24 protein-coding genes are annotated in these 24,737 nt (G+C 34.3%); 9 read left to right on the forward strand and 15 right to left on the reverse strand.

The window, feature by feature from the left end:
* Positions 1-64: 64 nt before the first annotated feature.
* The gene (locus BLQ19_RS17630) at positions 65-1,096 is read left to right on the forward strand and encodes a M12 family metallopeptidase (protein ID WP_175444448.1); all 1,032 of its coding nucleotides are present in this window, start codon (positions 65-67) and stop codon (positions 1,094-1,096) included.
* Between the two features lie 171 nt (positions 1,097-1,267).
* Here BLQ19_RS17630 and BLQ19_RS17635 read toward each other — a convergent pair whose 3' ends face one another.
* Positions 1,268-1,945, reverse strand: a complete 678-nt coding sequence (locus BLQ19_RS17635) for a hypothetical protein (RefSeq protein ID WP_074539220.1) — start codon at positions 1,943-1,945, stop codon at positions 1,268-1,270.
* A 121-nt stretch (positions 1,946-2,066) separates the two neighbouring features.
* Here BLQ19_RS17635 and BLQ19_RS17640 point away from each other — a divergent pair, with 121 nt between their 5' ends.
* Positions 2,067-2,615 carry a ClpP family protease gene (locus tag BLQ19_RS17640; protein WP_024481632.1) on the forward strand — a complete coding sequence of 183 codons (549 nt, stop codon included), beginning with the start codon at positions 2,067-2,069 and terminating at the stop codon, positions 2,613-2,615.
* Between the two features lie 109 nt (positions 2,616-2,724).
* Entirely contained in the window at positions 2,725-4,065 is a 1,341-nt protein-coding gene (locus BLQ19_RS17645; protein ID WP_024481631.1) for an FAD-dependent oxidoreductase, read from the forward strand.
* A 6-nt stretch (positions 4,066-4,071) separates the two neighbouring features.
* On the opposite strand, the gene BLQ19_RS17650 is transcribed toward BLQ19_RS17645, so the two are convergent.
* From BLQ19_RS17650 to BLQ19_RS17660, 3 genes are all read right to left on the reverse strand, one after another.
* On the reverse strand, positions 4,072-4,497 hold the full coding sequence (locus tag BLQ19_RS17650; protein ID WP_074539221.1) for a DUF4174 domain-containing protein: 426 nt from the start codon (positions 4,495-4,497) through the stop codon (positions 4,072-4,074).
* A 101-nt stretch (positions 4,498-4,598) separates the two neighbouring features.
* Entirely contained in the window at positions 4,599-5,378 is a 780-nt protein-coding gene (locus BLQ19_RS17655; RefSeq protein WP_024481629.1) for a zinc ribbon domain-containing protein, read from the reverse strand.
* Positions 5,379-5,381: 3 nt separating this feature from the next.
* Positions 5,382-6,476, reverse strand: a complete 1,095-nt coding sequence (locus BLQ19_RS17660) for a Nif3-like dinuclear metal center hexameric protein (RefSeq protein WP_074539222.1) — start codon at positions 6,474-6,476, stop codon at positions 5,382-5,384.
* A gap of 51 nt (positions 6,477-6,527) precedes the next feature.
* Between BLQ19_RS17660 and lpxK the strand changes: the two genes are divergently transcribed.
* Entirely contained in the window at positions 6,528-7,526 is a 999-nt protein-coding gene (lpxK, locus tag BLQ19_RS17665) for a tetraacyldisaccharide 4'-kinase (protein ID WP_074539223.1), read from the forward strand.
* On the opposite strand, the gene BLQ19_RS17670 is transcribed toward lpxK, so the two are convergent.
* From BLQ19_RS17670 to BLQ19_RS17710, 9 genes are all read right to left on the reverse strand, one after another.
* Positions 7,519-9,735: a tetratricopeptide repeat-containing hybrid sensor histidine kinase/response regulator gene (locus BLQ19_RS17670; RefSeq protein WP_367888707.1), complete on the reverse strand. Its 2,217-nt coding sequence runs from the start codon at positions 9,733-9,735 to the stop codon at positions 7,519-7,521. The genes lpxK and BLQ19_RS17670 overlap by 8 nt on opposite strands.
* The gene (gene gap / locus BLQ19_RS17675) at positions 9,732-10,745 is read right to left on the reverse strand and encodes a type I glyceraldehyde-3-phosphate dehydrogenase (protein ID WP_029449915.1); all 1,014 of its coding nucleotides are present in this window, start codon (positions 10,743-10,745) and stop codon (positions 9,732-9,734) included. Before gap ends, BLQ19_RS17670 begins: the two co-directional genes overlap by 4 nt.
* A 74-nt stretch (positions 10,746-10,819) precedes the next feature.
* Positions 10,820-11,695, reverse strand: coding sequence for a lipoyl synthase (gene lipA / locus BLQ19_RS17680; RefSeq protein ID WP_024481624.1), 876 nt, complete (start codon positions 11,693-11,695; stop codon positions 10,820-10,822).
* 99 nt (positions 11,696-11,794) lie between these two features.
* Entirely contained in the window at positions 11,795-12,361 is a 567-nt protein-coding gene (locus BLQ19_RS17685; protein ID WP_024481623.1) for an RNA polymerase sigma factor, read from the reverse strand.
* 30 nt (positions 12,362-12,391) lie between these two features.
* Positions 12,392-12,601, reverse strand: a complete 210-nt coding sequence (locus BLQ19_RS17690) for a hypothetical protein (RefSeq protein ID WP_029446995.1) — start codon at positions 12,599-12,601, stop codon at positions 12,392-12,394.
* 71 nt (positions 12,602-12,672) lie between these two features.
* Positions 12,673-13,431, reverse strand: a complete 759-nt coding sequence (locus BLQ19_RS17695; protein ID WP_024481621.1) for an anti-sigma factor domain-containing protein — start codon at positions 13,429-13,431, stop codon at positions 12,673-12,675.
* A 4-nt stretch (positions 13,432-13,435) separates the two neighbouring features.
* Entirely contained in the window at positions 13,436-14,002 is a 567-nt protein-coding gene (locus BLQ19_RS17700) for an RNA polymerase sigma factor (protein ID WP_024481620.1), read from the reverse strand.
* Positions 14,003-14,210: 208 nt separating this feature from the next.
* A complete protein-coding gene (gene murB / locus BLQ19_RS17705) occupies positions 14,211-15,224 on the reverse strand; it encodes a UDP-N-acetylmuramate dehydrogenase (protein WP_074539225.1) in 1,014 nt (337 codons plus the stop codon).
* The gene (locus tag BLQ19_RS17710; protein ID WP_024481618.1) at positions 15,214-16,413 is read right to left on the reverse strand and encodes a pyridoxal phosphate-dependent aminotransferase; all 1,200 of its coding nucleotides are present in this window, start codon (positions 16,411-16,413) and stop codon (positions 15,214-15,216) included. The genes murB and BLQ19_RS17710 overlap by 11 nt, the downstream gene beginning before the upstream one ends.
* A 225-nt stretch (positions 16,414-16,638) precedes the next feature.
* Between BLQ19_RS17710 and BLQ19_RS17715 the strand changes: the two genes are divergently transcribed.
* Positions 16,639-17,904, forward strand: coding sequence for a PDZ domain-containing protein (locus BLQ19_RS17715; protein WP_083332286.1), 1,266 nt, complete (start codon positions 16,639-16,641; stop codon positions 17,902-17,904).
* Positions 17,905-17,956: 52 nt separating this feature from the next.
* Here BLQ19_RS17715 and BLQ19_RS17720 read toward each other — a convergent pair whose 3' ends face one another.
* Positions 17,957-18,346, reverse strand: coding sequence for a DUF1573 domain-containing protein (locus BLQ19_RS17720; RefSeq protein ID WP_081688274.1), 390 nt, complete (start codon positions 18,344-18,346; stop codon positions 17,957-17,959).
* A 180-nt stretch (positions 18,347-18,526) separates the two neighbouring features.
* On the opposite strand from BLQ19_RS17720, the gene BLQ19_RS17725 reads away from it, so the two are divergent.
* From BLQ19_RS17725 to BLQ19_RS17740, 4 genes are all read left to right on the forward strand, one after another.
* Positions 18,527-21,157, forward strand: coding sequence for a valine--tRNA ligase (locus BLQ19_RS17725; RefSeq protein ID WP_074539227.1), 2,631 nt, complete (start codon positions 18,527-18,529; stop codon positions 21,155-21,157).
* A 19-nt stretch (positions 21,158-21,176) separates the two neighbouring features.
* Positions 21,177-21,788: a fumarylacetoacetate hydrolase family protein gene (locus tag BLQ19_RS17730; RefSeq protein WP_024481614.1), complete on the forward strand. Its 612-nt coding sequence runs from the start codon at positions 21,177-21,179 to the stop codon at positions 21,786-21,788.
* A gap of 104 nt (positions 21,789-21,892) precedes the next feature.
* Positions 21,893-22,171, forward strand: a complete 279-nt coding sequence (locus BLQ19_RS17735) for a hypothetical protein (protein WP_024481613.1) — start codon at positions 21,893-21,895, stop codon at positions 22,169-22,171.
* 233 nt (positions 22,172-22,404) lie between these two features.
* On the forward strand, positions 22,405-23,976 hold the full coding sequence (locus BLQ19_RS17740) for an SDR family NAD(P)-dependent oxidoreductase (protein ID WP_025615782.1): 1,572 nt from the start codon (positions 22,405-22,407) through the stop codon (positions 23,974-23,976).
* Here BLQ19_RS17740 and BLQ19_RS17745 read toward each other — a convergent pair.
* Positions 23,963-24,421, reverse strand: a complete 459-nt coding sequence (locus tag BLQ19_RS17745; protein ID WP_051333201.1) for a hypothetical protein — start codon at positions 24,419-24,421, stop codon at positions 23,963-23,965. The genes BLQ19_RS17740 and BLQ19_RS17745 overlap by 14 nt on opposite strands.
* Between the last annotated feature and the right edge of the window lie 316 nt (positions 24,422-24,737).

Below are 24,737 nucleotides of genomic sequence, written 5' to 3' on the forward strand. Positions count from 1 at the left end.
TCGTACATAGTCTAGAGTTTTAGCCCCAAAACTTATTATGAACATGAAAACTAAAAGTGAAAAAATGAAACAAACAAAAAGAATGTACCAAGCTGCTATGGCAAGTTTGGTACTTGCATTATGCTTGACTTCTTGTCAAAAAGAAACAGAAACGACAGGAGAAGATCAAGAAGCAGTAATCACTCAGGATGCAGATTTTACAACCAAGTATTTTTTAGGTACTGAAGTAAAAGTACGATTAGAAGATGATGGTACGTATAGCTTAGCAGGGAGTGATGTTCGCTTGTTCGAAGATCAGCTAACAGATAGTGCTGATGATTTTAATGAAAATCCAAACCCAGAAGAAGGCCTTACTCGTTTAGGTTTAGGTGGTGGTGTTAGAAAATGGACGAATAGTACCGTTGTATATACTATCCAAGGATTGAGTGCATCCGTACAATCTGAATTACAGAAATCTTTTGATGAATGGACGAGTAAAACAAATATTCGTTTTAAAGAACGTACCAATGAATCTAATTATGTGACTATTTCTTCTTCGGGATCTAATAGTAACTCTGGTGTAGCAACATTAGGAATGAATGGTTCTAATGGATTTATTCGTTTAGGAACACGTGCTACTGCTGTAGTGATTATCCATGAGATTGGTCATACACTAGGGTATATTCACGAGCAGAATAGAAGTGACAGAGATAATTATATCATTATTAACGAGGAAAATATCCAGAATGATGCTATTGATCAATTTTACAAAAGTAATTCTGCAACTTTAGTTACAAGTCAGTTTGATATTAACTCTACTATGATGTACGGTAGCTATACTTTTTCTAAAAACGGACAGCCTACAATTACAGATCTTAACGGTAATGTATTGTCTCAACGTCAAGCAAAAGTTTCTGACCTTGATATTTCTGGAACCAATTCTATTTACCCAGCTGTTGACGGTGGCGGTACTGATGTGCCTGCAGTAGATTCTTGCGATGGTGTTTCGGCTTGGTCTAGTTCTAAGCGGTACGCTGTTGGAGACCGTGTGACGTATGCTGAAGGTTTATATGAAAGAGATTTTACTAGATGGATCTTTATTAAAACCTGTAACTAATTTAAAACGGGGTTAAAGTTTTTTGGAACACATCTGTGTTTTAAATAGATAAAAAGAAACCGCTCGAAAGAGCGGTTTTTTGTATTCTAATACTATTACTTAGGTCGTAATTTAATTCATCAGGTTCTTTTTTATATATCACTAGATATACAAGCCTCATTGAAATGATGTTTAATTGATGTGTATCTCCGTAAAATTTAGATCAAATTTTTGACCGTCCATTTTATGAGATTTTGCAATTTTTATGCCATTAATCGTGGTGTAGTCTTCCCAAGTAGTTATCATAGAAGGTTCTTTTTGGTTTTCCTTTCTAAATACCCATTCTTGAATGACGTAGTCTTCCCCAAAATAAAAATCATAAGCATCACCAGGAGTGTAACCACCTTCATTATCGTAAACGATGCTTAATTTTTGCATCGGTTTTTTGCTGATAGGTGCTTCGCTTTCTGCGGTATGTGTAAACTCAAAACTCTTGGCATCCCAAACTAATTGAAAAGGAGCTAGAAGCCAGTACTTATCATTGATAAAGCCGGCATCCGTTTTTGTTACCGTGCTGTCTCTGTTTTTTCTGAGATAGGTGATGGTGTCTTCTTTCGTAATACTTGTTACCTCATTTGTTTTGGGTTTCCAAGCCCAAGAGCGTTCAAAATGTGTCGTATCGCGATCTACATTAAACGTAAATTTTAATTCATTAACGTTTTTCCAATTTTCATACCCATTGGCCTGTGCCACTTGTTCAAGAATAGTAAGTTCAGGAGTGGCGATAGATGCTTTTGTTTCTTTTTTATCTGTTTTGCAACTTGCTAAAAGAAGGATAAGAATGGCAGTAAAACCTATTGTTTTTTTCATTTTTTCATTTTTTTAACAAAGATAATGGCTTTTGCAGCTACTTAAATTAAATCCTTAGGTTTTTGAGTGTAACAATTAGCGATATTTTGATTAATTTTGATATTCAATAAGAAATAAAAAAATGAGTTCAAAAAAAGGAAAAATACAAGAGGCTATAGACGAGAAAATGTTAGAAGAGCGTAAAGTCTTCCTTTGGGGAATGGTCGATGACGATTCTGCAAAGCATGTAATTGATCGTTTATTGTATCTCGATATGCAAAACGATAAAGAAATTCAATTATACATCAACAGTCCAGGAGGGTATGTAACTTCTGGTTTTGCAATGTATGATACTATAAAATCGCTAAAAAGTCCAGTTTCAACTATTTGTACTGGGTTGGCAGCATCAATGGGATCTATTTTATTATCTGTTGGTAAAAAAGGAAGGCGTTTTATTCAGCCACATGCTCAGGTAATGATTCATCAGCCTAGTGGTGGTGCAAGAGGTCAGGCTTCTAATATTGAAATTCAAGCTAAAGAAATAATCAAAACAAAAGAACTTAGTGCACGTATTTTGGCAGAAAATTGTGGCCAAGATTATGACCGAGTGATGAAAGATTTTGATCGTGACTATTGGATGGGAGCAGAAGAGTCTATTGCTTACGGAATAGTTGATGGTATTTTAGAATAAATAATATTTTTACACCTATAAAAACTAAAAATCCTTCGCGAGTAAAAGTGGAGGATTTTTTGGTTAATGTTACCTTAGTGTGCAGACACTTTTCCAGAATTAGGAATACATGATACAAACTCAAAAAAAAGTAGCCATTATTGGCTCAGGTTTAGTTGGTTCTTTATTAGCCATATATTTAAAAAAATATGGACATGATATTACTGTATTTGATCGTAGACCAGATATTCGCAATGTAGAATTTTCAGGGAGATCAATAAACCTAGCTATGAGTAATAGGGGGTGGAATGCACTTCATGAAGTGGGTATTGAAGAGGAAATTAAAAAAATTGCAATCCCATTAGATAAACGTGCCATGCACGTTGTGGGCCAACCAGAATATTATCAAAAATATGGTAAAGAAGGAGAAGCTATTTGGTCTATTTCACGTGGTGTCCTAAACCGTAAAATGATTGATCTTGCTGAAGAAGCGGGGGTGGTTTTTAAATTTGAAGAAAAAGTTTGGGATGTAGACCTTCCGGAAGGAAAGTTATTTACAGGAGAGACCGAAAAAGGAGCATGGCAAGAATACCAATATGATTTAATTTTTGGTTGTGACGGTGCTTTTTCACGAGTACGCCATAAAATGCAAAGACGCAGTAGGTTTGATTATTCTCAAGATTTTATTGATGTAGGTTACAAAGAGTTAACTATTGCGGCAAATGAAGATGGTACGCACAAGTTAGATAGACATTCATTTCATATTTGGCCAAGAGGTAAGTTTATGCTTATTGCTATGCCAAACCTTGATGGTAGTTTTACCTGTACCTTGTTTATGCCTTTTGAAGGCGAAGTTTCTTTTGAAAACATTAAAACCAATGACGACGCTAAGGACTTCTTTAAAACGTATTTCCCTAATGTGATGCAGGATTTGGATAACCTGTTGTTAGACTTCTTTAAAAACCCAACTAGCGCTATGGTAACGATGAAATGTTTTCCATGGACCTATTGGGATAAAGTAGCACTTGTGGGTGATTCTGCGCATGCTATAGTGCCTTTCTATGGCCAAGGGATGAATGCTGGCTTTGAAGACATCTTTGTGTTAGATGCTTTAATTAAGGAGCACCAAGACGATTGGCATACTATTTTTGAAGCCTATGAAAAAGTGCGTAAGCCTAATGCGGATGCTATAGCAGAATTAAGCTACCGTAATTTTGTAGAAATGAGTAGTAAAACGGCAGATCCTAAGTTTTTACTACAAAAGAAAATCGAGAAGTATTTTGCTTCACAACATCCTGATAAATGGATTCCAGTATATTCAAGGGTTACTTTTTCAGACAGGCCGTATGCAGAAGCATTGGCAGAGGGAGATGCTCAAGAGGCTATTATGAAAGAGGTGATGAGCTTGCCAAATATTGAAGAAAAATGGAATAGTGCGGAAGTAGAAAATTTAATACTTAGCCTGTTGTAATTTTTTTTAATGAGGCGAATTTTTTTCACTTTGCCGCATGGGCATTGTATCTATTAATGAGATGATAGTCTTTACAGGTACAACAAAGGGTTCTTTTAATTTAATACCACCATCTTTGCCTAGTAAAATCAATCCGCTAAAATCTTTTTTTCGATATTTTTCAAGTCCACTAAGATTTAGTAGCTGTTTATCGCTACCGTAGCTGCCTTTTGGGGTGCTAATGAAATAGATGATGTCTCTTTCTTGAAAAGCTGTATGCTGCCCTTCAAAGGCTTGAATTTGTTGCTTGATGTTTTTGCTGTTTGATGCTGTGTCTATGAGCAGTAAAACCCTATTTTTCCATTTAAAATCTGATATATCTTGAGCCATTGCAATAGGTGAGTAAAAGATAAAGCAGCCAAGAATCAGTACATATGTAGTTATATACTTCATTGTTTTGTGCTTTAAATTACGAATTTATTTAATGAGATACTATAAAACAAAAAAACCATCTGCAAAGCAGATGGTTTTTTTATGACTTTATTTTTCTAAGCTTATAACTTAGCAAAAAGTGCTTGCATTTTTTCTTGCTCTTCTTCAGCTAAAACAGGATCTACTAAAATACGACCACTGTGTTCATCTGTAATAATTTTTTTACGAGAAGCAATTTCTACTTGTACCTGTGGTGGAATAGTAAAGAAAGATCCTCCAGAAGCACCTCTTTCGATTGGCACAACTGCTAAACCATTTTTTACATTAGCACGGATACGCTTGTAAGCAATAACTAAACGCTCTTCAATATCATTTTGATAATCTTCAGATTTTGCTAAAAGTGCTTTTTCTTCTTTTTCAGTTTCCGCTAAAATAGCATTCAACTCACCTTTTTTATGCTTTAAGTGAGATTCTCTTTCTGAGTAACGCTCTTTCGTAGAAGAAACAACGGTTTTCTTTTGATCTATTTGAGCTTTAAATTCTTTGATGTTTTTCTCTGCCAATTGAATTTCTAATTCTTGAAATTCAATCTCTTTAGAAATAGAGTTAAACTCTCTACTGTTACGAACATTCTTTTGTTGCTCAGTATATTTTTTCATCAATGTTTTAGCATCATCAATTAAGTTCTTCTTTGCAGTGATCTCATAATTGATAGTCTCAACATCAGTCTTAAGCTTTTCCATTCTAGTTTTAAGACCTAATACTTCATCTTCTAAATCTTCAACTTCTAAAGGTAATTCACCTCTTACATTGCGTATTTCGTCAACTCTAGAATCAATTAATTGCAAATCATATAACGCTCTTAATTTTTGCTCTACTGTTGTTTCTGTTTTTGTTGCCATATTTTAAAAATACTTGATGGGATTTGTTTTGCTTTCCGATAAACGGACTGCAAAATTAGGAATTTTTTTCGTAAGATAGTCAACTAATAAATTTTTTGTAAACTGCTCAGTTTCATAGTGTCCGATATCCGTCAAGAGTATTTTGCCTTCTGCTTCATAAAATTGATGGTATTTTAAGTCGGCCGTGATGAAAACATCAGCGTTTACAGCCTTTGCGGCACCTATTGCAAATGAGCCGCTACCTCCAAGAACAGCAACTGTTTTTATAGGTTTTCCTAATAAATTAGAATGTCTGACGCATTTTACATCCATTTTTTCTTTTAAGAACTCCATAAATTCATGCTCAGTCATCGGATTTGCTAAAATTCCGTACATTCCCATGCCTATATTTTGATTTGTATTCTCCAAAGTGATTACTTCATAAGCCACTTCTTCATACGGATGATTTTCTAATAAAGCTTTGATAACATTTTTTTCTGCCGCTTTCTCAAATGTGATTGAAATTTTAGTTTCTTCTTCAAAATGTATGGTGCCAATTTCTCCTTTTACGGGATTTGCTTTTTCATTGGCTTTATAACTTCCAGTACCTTCTACCGTGAAACTGCAATTGCTGTAATTGCCAATATTGCCAGCGCCAGCTTCATATAAATGCGATTTTAGTTGGTTGGCATCGTTTTTAGGAACATACGTACTTAGTTTTTTTATAGTCCCTTTCTGAGGAATTAGTATTTTGGTATTTGCTAAGCCTAAAACTTCACATATTTTTGCATTAACTCCTTGATTAGAATTATCCAATGCAGTATGCATGCTGTAAATAGAAATATTGTGCTGAATGGCTTTAATGACAATACGTTGCACATAATTTGCACCCGTAATTTTCTTGAGTCCGCCAAAAATTATAGGATGAAAGCTTACAATTAAATTGCAGTTAGTCGCTATGGCTTCATCTACCACATTTTCTAAGGTATCTAAAGTAACCAATATGCCAGAAACTTCATTCTGCTGGTCTCCAACTAAAAGACCCACATTATCAAAATCTTCGGCATAAGCTAATGGCGCTAATTCTTCTAAAATTCCAATTACTTCTTTTACAATCATTTTCTAAGTTTATCTATTTTTCAAAGATAAAATATTATATTTTCGTTCTTGATGCGCGTCTTAAGAATATTAGCTTTTCCAATTTCACTGATCTATGCTGTAGTGGTATATGTTCGCAACTTCTTATTTGATATTGATTTTTTTAAATCTAAGAAGTATGAGACCCCAACTATTTGTGTAGGGAATTTAAGTGTTGGCGGAACTGGGAAAACACCTATGATAGAGTTTCTTTTGTCAACCTTAAAAACGGAACATAAAGTGGCTGTTTTAAGTAGAGGATATGGTCGAAAATCTAAAGGGTATCAAGTTTCTACTGAAATGGCTACGGTAGAGATTTTAGGAGATGAACCCTATCAAATTGCACAGAAATTTCCAGAAGTGCCAGTGGTTGTAGATGCAGATCGTCAACATGGAATAGCAGAACTCGAAAGGAGCATTGCACCAGATGTAATTTTGTTAGATGATGCTTTTCAGCATAGGAAAGTAACACCTTCGTTTTCTATGTTGCTTACGGCTTATGATAATAGGTACCAGAAAGATTGGTATCTGCCCACAGGAAGTCTCCGTGATAGTAAAAAAGAAGCTAAGAGGGCTAATTTAATAGTTGTTACTAAATGTCCCAAGGATCTGTCAAAAGCCACACAGGAAAATATAGTTGCAGAAATAGGGCCTGAGACAGGGCAAAAAGTCTTCTTTAGTTTCTTGCATTATAAAAATGAGCTAAAGGGCGGCGGCGAGAATTTAGTGGTAACAGATTTGATAGATAAAAAAGTGACGCTTGTTACAGGTATTGCAAATCCACAACCATTGTTGTCTTTTTTAGAATCTAAAGGAATTATTGTAGAACATTTAAATTTTAGAGACCATCACTTTTTCTCTGAGTCTGAGATTGAAAACTTCAATTCGAAAGAATTTATTCTAACAACGGAAAAAGATTATGTAAGGCTAAAGGGAAAAGTTTTCAACTTACACTATATTGGTATTGAGCATCAATTTTTGAATGATGGAGCTTTACGGATAAAAGAGGCAATTAGTGCGCTTCTTAACTAAGTGGTTTTGGATTAAAAACATGTTCTCCAATTTTCTGATAAAACACTTCTGGCTTAAAAGGTTTTGTAACAACATCATTACAGCCTGCGGCATAAAAGCTTTCTAAACTGTCATCTAAAGAAATTGCGGTTAATGCAATTATTGGCGTATGCTTATTAAATTTTCGAATGAGTATGGTAGCTTCCTCTCCGCTAATTCCAGGCATATGAATATCCATTAATATGGCATCATACTTAGTCTGAGAAACCATTTCTACGGCATCAGTACCGTTACTAGCAATTTCACAAGTCATTTCTTTCTTGATCAGCATTTTCTTCGTGATGACTTGATTAATTTTATTGTCTTCTACGATAAGTATGTGCAAACCTTTAAAGTCAAAATCTTGGGGAGCTATTACCGCTGTGGCTTCTTCTTCAGTAGTGTAACTCTTACTTTTCATATCCAACTCAAAGAAAAAAGAACTCCCTTTTCCTAATTCACTCATTAAATCAATTTTACTATTAAATAACCCTAACAGACTTTTTACAATAGTTAGGCCAAGACCTGTGCCACCATATTCTCTATTTATTTGAATAGAACCTTGTTCAAAGCTCTCAAAAATATTGGTGATTTGATCATCAGAAATACCTATTCCAGTATCTCTTACTTCAAAGTATATGGTGACATCATCATCACTCTTTCTAAGCAATCGGGTAATAACAGTAACGTCTCCTTTTTTGGTGAATTTTAATCCATTTCCTACTAGGTTTATTAGAATTTGAGAAATTTTCATAGAATCACTCAATAAACTTTTTGGAATATTTTCGTCGTAATCAAGCGAAATTTTGGTTTCGTTTTCTTTTGCGCTTTGTTGTAAGGAGCTGATGACTTCTGAAAGCACTTTCTTAAGACTAAATTCTGTATTGACAGGTTCTAATTTATCAGCGTCAATCTTATTTAATTGCAAGATGTCATTGATAAAGCTTAGTAAGTAATCTCCAGAAAATTTAAGCGCTTTTAAGTGTTCCTGCTGGCTTTCGCTAGGGTTTTCCTCTAGTAAGAGGTGAGTGAGCCCTGTAACAGCGTATAGAGGTGTTCTAAGTTCGTGACTTACTGTAGATAAGAAATTAGTTTTAGCTTCCATGGCTTTTACAGCGGCATCACGTGAGGCTTCTAATTCGTTATTTTTTGTCTGTAATAGATCGTTTGTTTTTACTTTAATTTGATTGTTGCGGTATAAGGATACTGCCAACAAAGAAATGATGGTTAAAAAGGCAGAGGTTAGTATCGCTGTTATTTCAGTTCTACTACTAGAGGCTTTTAATTGTTCATTTTCTTTGGTAAGGTTGGTAATGGTATTCTTTTGAGTTTCAAAATAAATATTATCTGCTTTCTTAGCTTCTGTCTTTACTTTGGTTTCGTTGTATATAGAATCTTTAATCTGAACAAGATTTTTATTGAACGCTAAGGCTTGCTCAAATTTAAATAGTTGTTCGTTTGTAGCAGCTAAGTAACTATTAAGTTCTAAAATTTCATTGAAAAAGTTATTTTTATTAGCGATGTCTAACCCTTGAAGTGCATATTCAATACCTTTTTCGGGTTCATTGGTTTTAGATTTTAATAAAGCTAATCCTAGAAACGCCCTTGAAGCAATGTAATCTTTCTCGTTGGTATCATTATTAACAATGAGCGAGTTAAAATTTTTCTCGGCTTCCGTATACTTGGGTAGTTCTAAATATATAAATCCTTTGGCTAACAAAATGTGTAATGTTAGGTTTCTAACATTAGTCATTTTATCGGCCTTATCTAACTCATGATTCGCTAGATAATATTTTTGCTCTTTCATTAAATGTAAAGCATCAATATACCTATGCGTGGCACTTCCGTAAGGGTATTCAGAGTCTTTCAACAATACATCTGCTCTTTGCCAAAGCTGTATGGATTGATCTATTTTATTAAGTTTTAAATAGAGTAGAGACAACTCATGATAGCAGTCGATAATTGTTTTTAAGTCCTCTAATTTTTCGGCCTTTTTCAAGGCTTTGTAAACAGACTCTAAAGAGAGATCTAATTTATCTTGGTTTTTATACGTTCTTGCCAATGCAAAGTAATCCTCCACTTCTTGGTATGTGGCGATAGAATCTTGGGAATATGTGGCTTGCCAAAAAAGCATGGCAAACACAAATAGCATTTTAAAATTGAAGTTGATATGTAGGTCTTTTATTTTCAAATGTACGATTTATCTTGCATCAATCTAATTAAATCTATTAATCTACTACTGTATCCTGTTTCATTATCATACCAACCGATAATTTTTACCATCTTACCAAGAACAGAAGTCATCAATGAATCAAACGTACAAGAGTAACAACTATTGTTAACATCGATAGAAACTATAGGGTCTTCTGTATAATAAAGAATATTTTTTAAAGAATTTTCAGAAACCTCTTTAAAAGCCTTATTTATTTCTTCGATGCTCGTTTCCTTTTTTACATTAAAGGTAATGTCTGTTAATGATCCATTAGCCACAGGTACACGTATTCCACAACCGCCAATAAGGCCATCTAATTCAGGGAATATTTTAGTAAGGGCCTTTGCTGCTCCTGTGGTGGTAGGTACAATAGATTGTCCTGCTGCTCGGGCTCTTCTTAAATCTCTATGCGGTTGATCATGTAAACTTTGATCAGTCGTATAAGAATGTATGGTAGTAATGTAAGCCTGTTCTACCCCACACAAATCATTAATTATTTTTATCATCGGAGCGGCATTATTTGTCGTACACGATGCATTGGAAATAATTTGGTCCTCAGCGGTAAGTAAATGTTCATTTACCCCCAAGACAATCATTTTAATATTTTCATCTTCTGGCGGTACTGATAAAATAACTTTTTTAGCACCATTATTCAAATGAGCATTTAAATGCTCTTTGGTTTTAAACTTTCCTGTAGCTTCAATAACAATATCTACCTGGTGTTTTTCCCAGTTTATATTTTCTGGCAAAGGCTGATTTGAAATGTGTACCTTCTTGTTGTGGTCAACAGTAATCGTATCTGCTGTATGGGTTACAGAATAAGGAAATACCCCATGTATACTATCGTATTTTAGTAAGTGCGCTAAGGTTTCTGTATTTGCCAAATCATTAATAGCAACAACATTTAAATTAGGATGCGCTTGAAGCAGTCTAAAAAATGTGCGGCCAATTCTTCCAAAACCATTAATTCCTATATTAATTTGTTTCATAACTACAATACGCAATCTAGTTCATTTTGTAGTATATAAAAGAACCTAAAATGAGGCTAGATTTGGATCTAAATTTAGTGGATGTGTTTATGTGCTTTGTACGAAGACCTGACAAGGGCGCCACTTTCTACGTGCCTAAAGCCCATTTCTAATCCTATTTCTTCATATTTTTTAAATTGCTCCGGAGTGATAAACTCTTTTACTGGAAGATGTTTTTTACTCGGCTGCAAATATTGACCAATAGTAATGACGTCTACATTTACATCTCTTAAATCTCGCATGGTTTGAATCACTTCTTCTTCAAGTTCTCCAAGACCTAGCATAATTCCAGATTTTGTTCTGTTAATGCCGTTTGCGCGTAAATAGCGGAGCACCTCTAAACTACGTTCGTATTTAGCTTGTATTCTTACTTCTCTGGTTAATCTTTTAACCGTTTCCATATTATGGGAAACCACTTCAGGATTAACAGCTATGATACGATCTAGGTGTGTTTCAATGCCTTGAAAATCAGGAATCAACGTTTCAAGGGTTGTTTCTGGATTCATTCGGCGAATAGCTTTGACAGTTTCTGCCCAAATAATAGATCCCATATCTTTAATATCGTCCCTATCTACAGAAGTAATCACCGCATGCTTAATGCTCATTATTTTAATAGAACGTGCCACTTTTTCTGGCTCTTCCCAATCTACATCTTCTGGTCTACCAGTTTTAACACCGCAGAAACCACATGAGCGAGTACAAACATTTCCTAAAATCATGAAAGTAGCAGTTCCTTCTCCCCAGCATTCACCCATATTAGGGCAACTACCAGAAGTACAAATGGTGTGTAGATTGTATTTATCTACTAAACCTCGAAGCTGTGTATACTTTTTTCCTGTAGGAAGTTTTACGCGTAACCATTTCGGTTTTCCTTGTGGTGGTAAAACACTTTTTACTGCGCTATCGCTCATCGTCAATTTTTATGCAAATATACAAAGAATTTTAGGTTCTATTGTTTTTTGAAAGGGAGGTTGTATCGCTTATTTTGAATGTATCTAAATGCTGATCAGTTAAGATTTTGCTCCTTTTATGGCAGAGGCTAATAGTTTTTTAGCTCTTAAAAGTTTGACTTTTACATTGTTAATTGGCTCGTTGAGTAGTACTGCAATATCAGCATAACTTAACTCATTGAAGTATCTAAGATTGATTACTTTTTGATAATGTGGTTTTAAGCTTTTAATATGTTCTAGAAGCGTGGCTAGATTTTGCTGATTTATAAGTTGGTCTTCAGCGGAAGGACTATCGTCTAATACTTTCTTTATGGCATCAGCGCTACTGTCTGTTTTTTCTAGAATATTACGTTTGCTTTTTCGAATAAGATCTACGTGTATATTTTTAGAAATAGTAATTAGCCAAGTTTTAAACTGATAGCTTTCATCGTAGGTATTTATCTTGTCAAAGGCTTTGGAAAATGTTTGAATGGTAATATCTTCCGCATCATTTTCATTTTTGGTACGTTGCAATTGAAAACTATAGACATCATTCCAGAAAGAATCTAACAATAAACTAAAAGCAATCTGATTTCCTGCTTTAGCTTTTGCTATGGATTCTTGTAAGGTGTCCTTGGTTTTGTCCAAATTGGCTTATTAAGGAACATCAGTGAGTTTTTACTGAAGTTCTGGAGAAGTATCTTTTTTGCAATCTTGTTCACTTGGCAGCTTGCCACAGAAACCACATGCTTCTCCTTCTTTGTTTAAAAACGGACTTTGACTAGCACAAGTTCCGGCAAATTCTCCATCTTTTTTTGACCATATTTTAATAGCAATCCCTGCAAAAGCAAGCGCTAATAATCCTATGGTTAATAAAACTAACTTCATGATAAAATATTTGTACAAAGGTACAAATATTTTATCTTTTGAATGTTTTAATGCAAAAAAATCAAGAGTTGTTAAAAGGTGATATTTGCTACTATATTTTCAACAGTAGGTGTTTCGTTGCTACCTTCGTTTTCTATAGTAATGTATCCTACCGCGTCTTCAGAATATGGAATAGCTAATAAGTTATCTTTAGAACCTGCATCTTTAAGAATGCCTAAGTTTAACATCTTTCCATTAACCTCTGCCCACATTTGTAAGTACTGGCCTTCCTCTAGATGAGGCAAGTTTTGTACATTAATGTATGATAATTTTTTTACAGGGTTTACATAAGCAACAGCCTTTAAATCTTTTGCTTTTTTGTTCCCTTTAAGTTTGTATTGTTTTGTATCTGGGTTATTTAATACAATAAATTGATTTCTTACATCTTCTAAACGTTCCTTCATATCAGCTTCTAAAAGCTTAATTTGATTGGTAACCATTGAATTTTCTTCCTGTAAGTTTAAATTCTGATTGTAGAAGAAATAAGATGCAGATGCAAATAATAGCGCAACAACACTTGCGGCAACTGCATAACTCATGAACTTTCTTCTCGTAGAGTTTTGAGCTTTAACTCTACTTAATATTTGTTCTTTTAAGCCTTCAGGAGCTTTTACGGCATACGATTTAGCAAATTCTTCTAAATTTTCTTGCAGCTCGTTGTATGTTTTTCTAACCTCTGGGTACATGGCAATATAGCGCTCTACTTGCAGCGTTTCTAAATCTGTTGTAGCTCCTAATAAATACTTTTCAAGAAGATCTGTATCTAAAAATAATTTAATTTTTTCTTTCATAATCTTATGCTATTAAGGTTAATAAAAATAGCAGTACTACAGGCTCAATATAGATCTTTCGTAATTCACGTAGCCCAATCTTTAATCGAGATTTAATTGTTCCTAGCGGAATGTCTAATTCCTCACTGGCTTCTTGTTGCGTCATTCCGTCAAAAAATAAAGCTTCAAGAACAATTTTATATTTCGAATCTATTTTTAAAAGATTCTCGCGCATGTCTATGAAATCAGGATTTAAACCTTCAATACCTACCTTATATACGTCAGAAACATCTAATTGGATTTCTTTGTCGGTTTTAGTTTTAGAACTTCTTAATTTATCTATGGCTGTATTTCTCGTGATCCTAAATAACCAAGTAAATAGTTTTGCCTTAGAAGGGTCATAGCTATCTGCCTTTTTCCAGATTTTTACAAAACTTTCTTGTAAAACATCTTGCGCAAGCATTTCATCTTTTACGACTTTATAGGCTACACCATACAGGGTGTCACTATAATTCTCATAGAGAAGAGAAATAGCTTTTTCATTGCGTTCATGCAATAATTCAACAATATGGTTTTCGAGTAGTGCGCTCATGAAAAAGTTAAGGTTAAAAAAAATATAGTTTCAAAAAATCTAAATCCAGTTTTACTACGTAATTAATATGTAACGAAAAATTTTACAATTGATTGTTACACAATAAATTTTGAATAATAGAATAAGTTTACGACTGGTTATCGTAAGCTTAATTTTTGGTTAGTTTGGTTTGGTATAACCCTGATATTTATTATCAGGGTTATTTTTTTTAAACGATATTAACTTCTGGCAAGATACGAATATTGAATTTTGCATAAACAGTATCTATAATTTTGTGGGCTAAATCTACTATTTCTTTTCCAGTTGCTGTACCGTAATTTACTAAAACTAATGCTTGATTCTTGTGAACACCAGCATCACCGTACCTTTTTCCTTTAAATCCACTTTGCTCTATAAGCCAACCTGCGGGTATTTTGTAGTTTTCTTCTGACAGCTTGTAGAATGGGGCTTCTGGGTGCTTCTCAATAAAGTGAAGAAAATCAATTTTATTTATAATTGGATTTTTGAAAAAACTTCCGCTATTTCCTAATTCAGCAGGGTCAGGTAGTTTACTTTTTCTAATAGCAATTACGGCATTAGAAATATCTTTAATGGTGGGTGTTGTAATACCCATATGTTGTAACTCTTGATCGATAGATCCATAAGATGTGTTTAGAACATGATCTTTCTTAGATAATCTTAAATTTACCGATGTTATAATGTATTTTCCTTTTCCTTCATTCTTGAAAAAAGATTCTCGATATCCAAAATTACAGGTTTCTTTATTAAATATTTTAAGTTTCTGAGTAGCTATTTCCATCGCTTCACAAGATTCAAACGTGTCTTTTAATTCAACACCATAGGCTCCAATATTTTGAATCGGAGAGGTCCCTGTGTTTCCGGGAATAAGAGACATGTTTTCTAAACCACCATAATTTTGGTCTAAAGTCCACAAAACTAACTCATGCCAATTTTCTCCAGCCATCACATTGATTATGACATCATGATCTGTTTCTGAAACTATTTTAATTCCCTTTAGATTTAAATGTAGTACTAAAGCATCTATATCTTTGGTTAATAGCATATTACTACCTCCGCTAATTATAAATTTATTAGGGTATTCTTCTAATTTTAGTACAGATTCTAATGCTGTTAGTGTCGTAATTTCATAAAAAAAACGAGCCTTAGCGTCAATGCCAAACGTGTTATAAGGTTTTAGCGATACATTGTTTTTAATCTTCATTTAGACGATATTCTTTTAATGCTTGTTCTAAAATACAAATGGCCCTTTTCAGCGTTTCTTTGTCTAGAACGTATGCAATTCTAATTTGGTTTTTTCCTAAACCTTCTGTGGCATAAAAGCCCGCGGCAGGGGCAACCATTACTGTTTCGTTAGCGATATTAAAATGTTCCAACATCCACTGTGCAAAAGTATCAGAATCTTTAATAGGAAGCTCAACAATGCAATAAAAAGCTCCTTGAGGAGAAATGACTTTAACTCCTGAAATTTTATTTAGCCCTTGTATAAGGGTGTCTCTACGTAAAACATATTCGGCGATTACTTCATCAAAATATTCTTGAGGAGTGTCCAAAGCCGCTTCACTCGCAATTTGTGCATAAGAAGGCGGTGAGAGTCTGGCTTGCATGAACTTTAGTATAGTATTTTTTAAAGTTTTATTTTTTGTAATAACACAACCTATGCGGGCCCCGCACATGCTGTATCTTTTAGAGACAGAATCTATTACAATACAATGGTCATCAATATTTTTCTCTTTCAACGCAGAATAATGCTCCTTTCCATCATACACAAATTCACGATACACTTCATCTACAATAAAAAATAGATCATGCTTTTTTACAAGATGCGCTAATTGTTTTATTTCCTCTTCACTATATAAGTATCCCGTAGGGTTATTGGGGTTGCAAATTAAAATGGCTTTGGTCTTGGCGGTAATTGCGTTCTCAAAATCGGCTATACTAGGAAGTGCAAATCCGGTTTCTATTTTAGAAACAATAGGTACCACGTTTACACCAAATGCAATAGAAAAACTGTTGTAGTTGGCATAAAAAGGTTCTGGAACAATAATTTCATCATCCGTATCTGCAATACTACCTATGACAAAAGATAATCCTTCAGATGCTCCTGTAGTTACTAAGATATCTTCTGCAGTGATCTCAATGCCGTGCTTTAAATAATAAGTGGCAAGTTTAGTTCTATAACTGTCATTACCTTCTGTCTTACTGTAGCTAAGAGTGGTAATAGAATTTTTTTTCACAGCATCTAAGGCAACTTGCGGAGTCTTAATATCTGGTTGACCTATGTTCAGGTGAATCACATTAATACCTCTTTTCTTGGCAGCTTCTGCAAATGGAACCAATTTGCGGATAGGAGATTCTGGCATTGATAGGCCCTTGGTGGAGATATTAGGCATCGGTGTATTTTTTTTGCAAAAATGGGAAATCAATAGGTACAAAGCAATAGAATAAATTTAATTTACAAAGCATCAGATTATTGTTAATATATTATGTTCTAATTGATTAAAATTGTAAATTATAGCATAATAATTATCTAATAACTAAAATTGAGGCAATTTATTAATCATTTTTTAATTCTTGTTTTGGTTCTTCCGTTTTTTTGCTTTTCGCAGAAATTTCAAATGGAAGAAGGGAAGCGGGTTCAGAAAATGAAGTTTCAGTTAATTAATAATGTTATTATTATTCCCGTTGAGGTAAATGGTAGTTCGCTATCATTTATTTTAGATTCAGGAGTTAGTACGCCTATTCTTTTTAATTTAACGGGTCAAGATTCTATCCAGATTAATGATGTTACGGAGGTTAAAATTAAGGGGCTAGGAGCTGCGCACTCCATCTTAGCTTTGAGTTCTAAAGGAAACACTTTTCGTTTAAGGGATATACAAAATACCCAACAAGATCTCTTTGTGGTACTAGACAAGGATATTAATTTCTCTACTACTTTTGGTATTCCTATACATGGTATTATCGGTTATGATTTGTTTAGAGATTTTGTGGTTGATATTAATTATGGAAAGCAAATTATAAAATTTTATAATCCAGAAAAATATGTCCCCAAGTTAAGTAAACACCATCAGGTGCTACCTTTGGATATACATAAAAAAAGGGCGTACATAGCCGCACATGTATTTTTTAATGATACGATTCAGACAGCAGTTAGATTATTAGTAGACACAGGAAGTTCTGATGCCATATGGCTTTTTGAGGATCAAGAGAAAGGAATAGGTGTTCCCCTTCTAAATTATGAAGCTTTTTTAGGAAAAGGATTAAATGGTGAAATATTTGGAAAAAGAACCATGGTAGAAGGTTTTAGGTTGGGTAGTAGTGAATTGCATGGTGCTAAAGTTGCTTTTCCAAAAATGGAAACTTTTAACTCAATTAATGATTTGGGAGATAGGAATGGTAGTATAGGGGGAGAGGTGCTTAAGAGATTTAATATGGTGTTTAATTATCCTAAAGGGGAAATTATCTTAAAGGAAAATAGCTATTTTAAAAAGCCTTTTAAATATAATATGAGTGGCATAGAACTAATACATGCAGGTATGCGCTATGTAGCAGATCAGATTACCGATGGAAAAGGAGTTTTGAAAAGTGGAGAGAAAGAAAATTCATTTGGCGATGTTCAGATATTATTCGAAGGAACAACGAGGCTCAGTTTGGTGCCGGAAATTGTAGTCTCTGCTATACGTATAGGAAGCCCTGCTCATGAAGCGGGCTTACAGGAAGGAGATTTGTTGTTATCGGTAAACGGAAAAAGCGTTCATAGATATAAATTACAAGAAGTGCTTGAGTTTTTAAATGAACGAGAAGGTAAAAAAATTAAATTAGTGATAGAACGTGCTAATCGAGATGTGCAGTTATCTTTTGTACTTAAAAAGCTATTCAAATAAAAAAGCCTAACACAGAGTGTTAGGCTTAAATTTTTTAAGTTGAAGTGAAAAACTATTGAACAACAGTTTCTTTAACCTCTCCTTTTATCTTTAATACAACAGTTGGTGTAGCTGCGTTAGAAATAACAGTAATTGCTTTTCTAATAGCGCCAACTCTATTGGTGTCATATTTTACTTGAATTTCACCTGTTTTACCTGGTAAAATAGGATCTTTTGGACTTTTTGGGATAGTACATCCACAACTAGAGCTAACTTTGCTAATAATTAATGGAGCATCTCCAGTATTTGTAAATAAAAACACACGATTTCCATCAGAACCTTTTTCAATAGTACCGTAATCTACAGTATCTGATTTAAAGTCGATTTTAGCAGCTTTGTCTTGTGCGTTTAGGCTAATTCCTAATAGACCAATAAATAAAATTAGTACAATTTTTTTCATCATTTTTAGTTTTGGGTGAGATTCAAATGTAACTATTTTGATATGAACCTCAAAATTCTTTTGTTATCTGATAACGTTACTTATTTTTGTTTCGTATTTCAAGAAGTCTAAATCTTATTTTTTAACATTTGTCGGGTTCTTCTAGAAGATACATATCACTTAAAACAAAAATTATACCAAAATATGGAAATAGCGTCAAAATACGAATCTCAGAAAGTAGAAAAACATTGGTATGATTACTGGATGAGCAATGGTTATTTTCATTCTACACCAGATGAAAGAGAGCCATATACCATAGTAATACCTCCGCCAAACGTAACGGGAGTACTACATATGGGGCATATGCTTAACAATACGATTCAAGATGTATTGATAAGAAGAGCTAGATTAATGGGTAAAAATGCCTGTTGGGTGCCAGGTACAGACCATGCCTCTATTGCTACGGAAGCAAAAGTAGTTGCGAAATTAAAGGAACAAGGGATTGATAAAGCCGATTTAACGCGTGAAGAATTTTTAAAACATGCTTGGGATTGGACGGATGAGTATGGTGGAGTTATTTTAGAACAACTTAAAAAATTAGGATGCTCTTGTGATTGGGATCGTACAAAGTTTACATTGGATGACAACATGTCTGCTTCAGTGATAAAAGTTTTTGTCGATTTATTTGAAAAAGGATTGATTTACCGTGGGTTTAGAATGGTAAACTGGGATCCAGAAGCGCAAACTACTCTTTCAGATGAAGAGGTAATCCATGAAGAAAAGCAAGGGTTACTATATTATTTAGAATATCAAATAGAAGGTTCTGATGAAAAAGTGACTATTGCCACGACAAGGCCAGAGACCATTTTAGGAGATACTGCTATCTGTATTAATCCTAATGATGAACGCTACACGCATTTAAAAGGGAAAAAAGCCATTGTGCCACTAAGTGGTAGAGCTATTCCTATTATTGAAGATGAGTACGTAGATATAGAATTTGGAACGGGATGTTTAAAAGTTACTCCTGCTCATGATGTAAATGATAAGACTTTAGGAGAAAAACATAATTTAGAAGTAATAGATATTTTTAATGCGAATGCTACTTTAAATCATCACGGTTTACACTATGAAGGTAAAGATCGTTTTGTAGTGCGTAAAGAAATTTCAAAAGAGTTAGAAGAAAAAGGCTTTTTGGTTAAGACAGAAACGCATTTAAATAAAGTAGGAACTTCAGAAAGAACTAAAGCCGTTATAGAACCACGATTATCGGATCAATGGTTCTTGAAAATGGAAAAACTTGCGGAACCAGCAATTAAAGCTGTTTTAGAAACAGGAGATGTAAAATTGTTCCCTAAGAAATTTGAAAATACGTACCGTCATTGGATGGAAAATGTTCGTGATTGGAATATTTCTAGACAACTTTGGTGGGGACAGCAGATTCCTGCTTACTATTATGGAGAAGGCGCAGACGATTTTGTAGTTGCAGAGCGTAAGGAGGAAGCGCTTGAAAAAGCGATTGCAAAGACCGGAAACAAAGCGCTATCTGCAGCAGATCTTAAGCAAGATGAGGATGCTTTAGATACCTGGTTTTCTTCTTGGTTATGGCCAATTAGTGTTTTTAACGGTATTCTAGAACCAGAGAATAAAGAAATAGAATATTATTATCCAACAAATGATTTAGTAACGGGGCCAGATATTTTATTTTTCTGGGTGGCTCGTATGATTGTTTCTGGATATGAATATAGAGATGAAAAACCATTTCAGAATGTTTATTTAACGGGCTTAGTTCGTGATAAGCAACGAAGAAAAATGTCTAAATCATTAGGGAATTCTCCTGATGCTTTAGGGCTGATTAATGAATATGGTGCAGATGGTGTTCGTGTTGGATTGTTACTAAGTGCAGCTGCAGGTAATGATTTGATGTTTGACGAAGCACTTTGCCAACAAGGTAAAAACTTTGCTAACAAAATTTGGAATGGTTTCCGATTGGTACAAGGTTGGGAAGTGGCAGATTTGCCACAGCCAGAAGCTTCCAAACTAGGATTAGAATGGTATAATGCTAAGTTTAATCAAACACTTTTAGAAATAGAAGATCATTTTAGCAAGTATCGTATTTCAGATGCGCTAATGGCGATTTATAAATTAGTTTGGGATGATTATAGTTCTTGGTTGTTAGAAATAGTTAAGCCAGCATACCAACAACCAATAGATAAAACTACGTTTGATGCGGTAATTGTAATTTTTGAAAATAATTTAAAACTATTACATCCATTCATGCCATTCTTAACAGAAGAAATATGGCAGCATATTGCAGAGAGAACACCAGAAGAAGCTTTGGTAATTGCAAAATGGCCTGAAGCAACAGCTATTGATGAAGCTTTAATATCAGGATTTGATTTTGCTGCTGAGGTTATTGCAGGAGTGAGAACTATTAGAAAACAAAAGAATATTCCGATGAAGGAGTATTTAGAGCTTTCTGTATTGAATGAAGGTGCAATTGCCAAAGATTGGGATGCAGTGATTACTAAATTAACTAATGTTTCTGAAATTTCGTATGTTGCTGAGGCTGTAGACGGCGCATTGTCTTTTCGTGTGAAAAGTAATGAGTATTTTATTCCCATAAGTGGCGCTATTGATGTTGATGCGGAAATTAAAAAAATAGAAGAAGAGTTAAAGTATACAAAAGGCTTTTTAAAATCTGTTGAAAAGAAATTGTCTAATGAACGCTTTGTGAGCAATGCACCTGAGCAGGTCATTGAAATAGAGCATAAGAAAAAGGCTGATGCAGAAGCAAAAATAGAAACCCTTGAGAAAAGTTTAGCAAGTTTAAAATAATTAATCAATAAAATAAATAATGAAAATAGTAGCCGTAGGGAAAAATTATGTAAATGAGTTGAGTGAAATGCCTTCAGAGAAGGTACTACCAATTGTTTTTACGAAACCAGATACCACCCTTTTAGAAAATAATGAAGATTTAGTTCTTCCTAGTTTTTCAAATGATGTGTGGTTTGAGGCAGAGTTAGCTTTTAGAATAGGTAAAAAGTGTAAAGCTGCAACTGCAGAAAATGCTTTAGATTTTATAGATGCGGTTACTTTGTCTAATGATTTAACGGCAAAAGATGTTTTGGCAAGCAGTAGAGAAACTAAAGGCCCTTGGGCATTAGCGAAAGGTTTTGATGGTGCTACGCCTATCGCTCCTTTTTACCCAATAGCTGATTTTCCAGATGTGACGGCTATTAATTTTTCTTATGAGGTAAATGGTGTAGAAGTGCAGAGAGGAAATAGTTCGCATATGATTACCAATTTGGTAGACTTTGTGGTGTATGTTTCTTCCATAATGACACTAAATCCAGGGGATATTTTATTAACAGGTACGCCTCCAAAAGGTGTTGGCAAAGTTAATTCTGGAGATGTGATGATTGGTTACTTAGAAGGAAAAAAGGTTTTAGAGACAAAAGTTAAATAGTTTTTTTGCAGTGTAAATACTTGAGGTAGCATTTGGTTTTTTTGTAAGCGATATACTACATAGTTAAATATGACGTTAGTTTCTTACCAACCAAATTTTATCATATGGATTTAACACAGCGTCTCGCATTTTGTAAGAAGTGCGAAAAAAGAACTTTTGACCCCAATAAGGGGATCGTTTGTTCTCTAAGTCAAAGAAAGCCAGATTTTATTTCAAATTGTAGTGATTTTATCATTGATCCAAAAGAGGCCTCAAAAATTGCAGCGAAATCATATGCCGCTCAATCTGTGCCTCAAGAAGAATCAAGCTCCAATCCCATTTGGGGAATTATAGGAGTTATTTTAATTGTGATTAAATTACTTTTCTACTTCGGAAGAAATTAATTCGTTATTAAAAAATAGAGTAATACTCCATTTGTATCGATACAGGTATAAATGGAGTTTTTTTATGGCATAGCTGGATGCTTTATTTATAGCGTGTGCTTTTTTCTTTCATTAGCTATATTGTTTGATCTTTTAGCGTTAGTGCTATAGTATTCAGAGGTATCTTTTTTTTAAGGGTGTTTGTTTTTAACTGTACATTTGCAGCATCAAAATCATTGAACAATAGTAGTAGTATGGATTCTGAAAATGAAAAGGAAATAACGGGTAGCAATGATACTCATGTAAGTATGGAAGAAATAGATGTGTGTATTTCTATTTTAGATAAACTTGGTGAAAACGCGTTCCAAGTATTAGCACTTCCAGAGGAGAAACGTGTTGCACTGCTTAAAGCTGCGGGGCTTTTATCACGGCCAAATCGTCATGAGTTTAAGCAGCGCAAAAAAGATGCGGCGAAAGCAGCTAAGCGTAAAATGATCGAACGCGATAAGCATGCTCGTAAAGAAACAGGAATTCGTAGCGCTAGAGAGTCTGTAGTTTTTAAAGCTCCAATTTTGCTAGAAGCAGCAAAATTAGGAGACTTAGAAGAAAGAGAGTTAGAATCTCCACGCAATTGTTATGTGTGTAAAACAGTATATACTAAACTGCATCATTTTTATGATACCATGTGTCAAGATTGTGGTGATTTTAATTATGCCAAACGTTATCAAACGGCAGACCTTACAGATCAAGTAGCTATTGTTACAGGATCGCGTTTAAAAATAGGATATCACATTACGCTAATTTTACTGCGTGCGGGTGCAACGGTTGTTGCTACTACACGTTTTCCTGTAGATTCTGCCTTACGCTTTTCTAAAGAAGATGATTTTTCTAAATGGGGCCATCGCCTTAAAATACACGGTTTAGATTTACGTCATATTCCGAGTGTGGAGATCTTCTGTAATTTCATAGAACAACAATATAGTCGTTTAGACATCTTGATAAACAATGCCGCTCAAACTGTACGCAGGCCCGCAGGTTTTTATCAGCATTTAATGAAAAATGAGGAAATGCCTGTAGATGCTTTGCCAAAAGCAGCCAAAGAAGTTTTAGCAGATCATCTGTATTGTTTAGATGAGTTAAATGCATTGGGTAAAAATACATCTAGTCAACAAAATGATACCTTACCTGTAACATGGCATGCTCCAGAACCAGGAATAGGCATTCGCGCATCTGCTAAATTATCTCAAATACCATATAGCTTTGATAATTCTTTAGCTACAAAAGAGGTGTTTCCAGAAGGAGAATTGGATGCAGATTTACAGCAAGTAGATTTACGTAAAACAAACAGTTGGCGTTTAAAATTAGGAGAGATAGAAACTCCTGAGATGATAGAAGTACAGTTGGTAAATGCTGTGGCTCCTTTTGTATTGTGTAACCGCCTTTCTAGGCTTATGCGTCAAGAGAATACCGGTAAAAAGCATATTATCAATGTTTCTGCGATGGAAGGTAAGTTTCATCGTTTTTATAAAGAAGATAGGCATCCACATACCAATATGGCAAAAGCAGCTTTAAACATGATGACCCATACTTCTGCATTAGATTTTGCAACCGATGGCGTTTTTATGAATGCTGTAGATACGGGTTGGGTAACCGATGAGGATCCCGCAGAATTGTCTAAAAAGAAACAAGAAGTTCATGATTTTCAACCTCCATTAGATATTGTAGATGGTGCTGCTCGTGTATTAGACCCTTTAATAGATGGTATTAATACCGGAAAGCATTGGTGTGGTAAATTCCTAAAAGACTATAGACCTATTGATTGGTAGCCAAACGCAGTTGCTTTTTAGTATGTACATCTTTTAATAATGTAGCTAAGGCGGCAATGATGACTATATTTTTGAATATGTACTGTCCTAACAACGTGGGGGCAAAGCTCGTATTTGAAAAAATGATTTCAGGCGCAATAAACAAAGGTGTAAATGTGAAAAACATATGTACTAAGGCCAATACTAATATTGCTTTTTTATGAAAATTTAAAAGCAAGCAGATGCCTACAAAAGTTTCCCATAGGGCAAGAAGAAGTAGGGCTGTTTTTTCAGGGATTAAATGCAAGGTGATGCTGTTAATGGTTTGAATAGCAAGATCTTCAGCCGGACTTAGAGATGAAAAAAATTTAAGGGCACCAAAAAAAAGGTAGACCAATCCTATTGAAATAGCTAGAAAATTTAATGCTTTTATCTTTGCAGATACAGTAGTGAAAATAGCTTTCATACTTTATAAGGTTTGGTTGGTTTAAAATTAAAAACCAACCAATAGGGGTAGGTTGGCTTTTAATAGGGCACTAATAATTTTTTTTTTGAAATTCAATTAACTCAGTCACTAAAGTACCGTTTATAGTTGTAGTAATAGATTAATAATAAGTCAAAAAGATTAATGAAAGGTTAATACGATTAATAAAGTAATGACGAGGCAGATTATTTTTGATTTTTACCTTACATTGTTGCTGTGTTACTTAGAAGAAAAATTTACATCATTGTATTTGTTATTTCTGTACTTGGGCTATTCATAGTACAATATCAATATTTAA

The organism is Cellulophaga baltica, from assembly GCF_900102165.1.
Classification (GTDB): domain Bacteria; phylum Bacteroidota; class Bacteroidia; order Flavobacteriales; family Flavobacteriaceae; genus Cellulophaga; species Cellulophaga baltica.

What these genes read in the sequence shown, in the direction of transcription:
- BLQ19_RS17630 (WP_175444448.1), top strand. Translation starts at nt 65, where the DNA reads ATGAAACAAACAAAAAGAATGTACCAAGCTGCTATGGCAAGTTTGGTA.
- BLQ19_RS17635 (WP_074539220.1), bottom strand. Translation starts at nt 1,945, where the DNA reads ATGAAAAAAACAATAGGTTTTACTGCCATTCTTATCCTTCTTTTAGCA.
- BLQ19_RS17640 (WP_024481632.1), top strand. Translation starts at nt 2,067, where the DNA reads ATGAGTTCAAAAAAAGGAAAAATACAAGAGGCTATAGACGAGAAAATG.
- BLQ19_RS17645 (WP_024481631.1), top strand. Translation starts at nt 2,725, where the DNA reads ATGATACAAACTCAAAAAAAAGTAGCCATTATTGGCTCAGGTTTAGTT.
- BLQ19_RS17650 (WP_074539221.1), bottom strand. Translation starts at nt 4,497, where the DNA reads ATGAAGTATATAACTACATATGTACTGATTCTTGGCTGCTTTATCTTT.
- BLQ19_RS17655 (WP_024481629.1), bottom strand. Translation starts at nt 5,378, where the DNA reads ATGGCAACAAAAACAGAAACAACAGTAGAGCAAAAATTAAGAGCGTTA.
- BLQ19_RS17660 (WP_074539222.1), bottom strand. Translation starts at nt 6,476, where the DNA reads ATGATTGTAAAAGAAGTAATTGGAATTTTAGAAGAATTAGCGCCATTA.
- lpxK (WP_074539223.1), top strand. Translation starts at nt 6,528, where the DNA reads ATGCGCGTCTTAAGAATATTAGCTTTTCCAATTTCACTGATCTATGCT.
- gap (WP_029449915.1), bottom strand. Translation starts at nt 10,745, where the DNA reads ATGAAACAAATTAATATAGGAATTAATGGTTTTGGAAGAATTGGCCGC.
- lipA (WP_024481624.1), bottom strand. Translation starts at nt 11,695, where the DNA reads ATGAGCGATAGCGCAGTAAAAAGTGTTTTACCACCACAAGGAAAACCG.
- BLQ19_RS17690 (WP_029446995.1), bottom strand. Translation starts at nt 12,601, where the DNA reads ATGAAGTTAGTTTTATTAACCATAGGATTATTAGCGCTTGCTTTTGCA.
- BLQ19_RS17695 (WP_024481621.1), bottom strand. Translation starts at nt 13,431, where the DNA reads ATGAAAGAAAAAATTAAATTATTTTTAGATACAGATCTTCTTGAAAAG.
- BLQ19_RS17700 (WP_024481620.1), bottom strand. Translation starts at nt 14,002, where the DNA reads ATGAGCGCACTACTCGAAAACCATATTGTTGAATTATTGCATGAACGC.
- murB (WP_074539225.1), bottom strand. Translation starts at nt 15,224, where the DNA reads ATGAAGATTAAAAACAATGTATCGCTAAAACCTTATAACACGTTTGGC.
- BLQ19_RS17710 (WP_024481618.1), bottom strand. Translation starts at nt 16,413, where the DNA reads ATGCCTAATATCTCCACCAAGGGCCTATCAATGCCAGAATCTCCTATC.
- BLQ19_RS17715 (WP_083332286.1), top strand. Translation starts at nt 16,639, where the DNA reads ATGGAAGAAGGGAAGCGGGTTCAGAAAATGAAGTTTCAGTTAATTAAT.
- BLQ19_RS17720 (WP_081688274.1), bottom strand. Translation starts at nt 18,346, where the DNA reads ATGATGAAAAAAATTGTACTAATTTTATTTATTGGTCTATTAGGAATT.
- BLQ19_RS17725 (WP_074539227.1), top strand. Translation starts at nt 18,527, where the DNA reads ATGGAAATAGCGTCAAAATACGAATCTCAGAAAGTAGAAAAACATTGG.
- BLQ19_RS17730 (WP_024481614.1), top strand. Translation starts at nt 21,177, where the DNA reads ATGAAAATAGTAGCCGTAGGGAAAAATTATGTAAATGAGTTGAGTGAA.
- BLQ19_RS17735 (WP_024481613.1), top strand. Translation starts at nt 21,893, where the DNA reads ATGGATTTAACACAGCGTCTCGCATTTTGTAAGAAGTGCGAAAAAAGA.
- BLQ19_RS17740 (WP_025615782.1), top strand. Translation starts at nt 22,405, where the DNA reads ATGGATTCTGAAAATGAAAAGGAAATAACGGGTAGCAATGATACTCAT.
- BLQ19_RS17745 (WP_051333201.1), bottom strand. Translation starts at nt 24,421, where the DNA reads ATGAAAGCTATTTTCACTACTGTATCTGCAAAGATAAAAGCATTAAAT.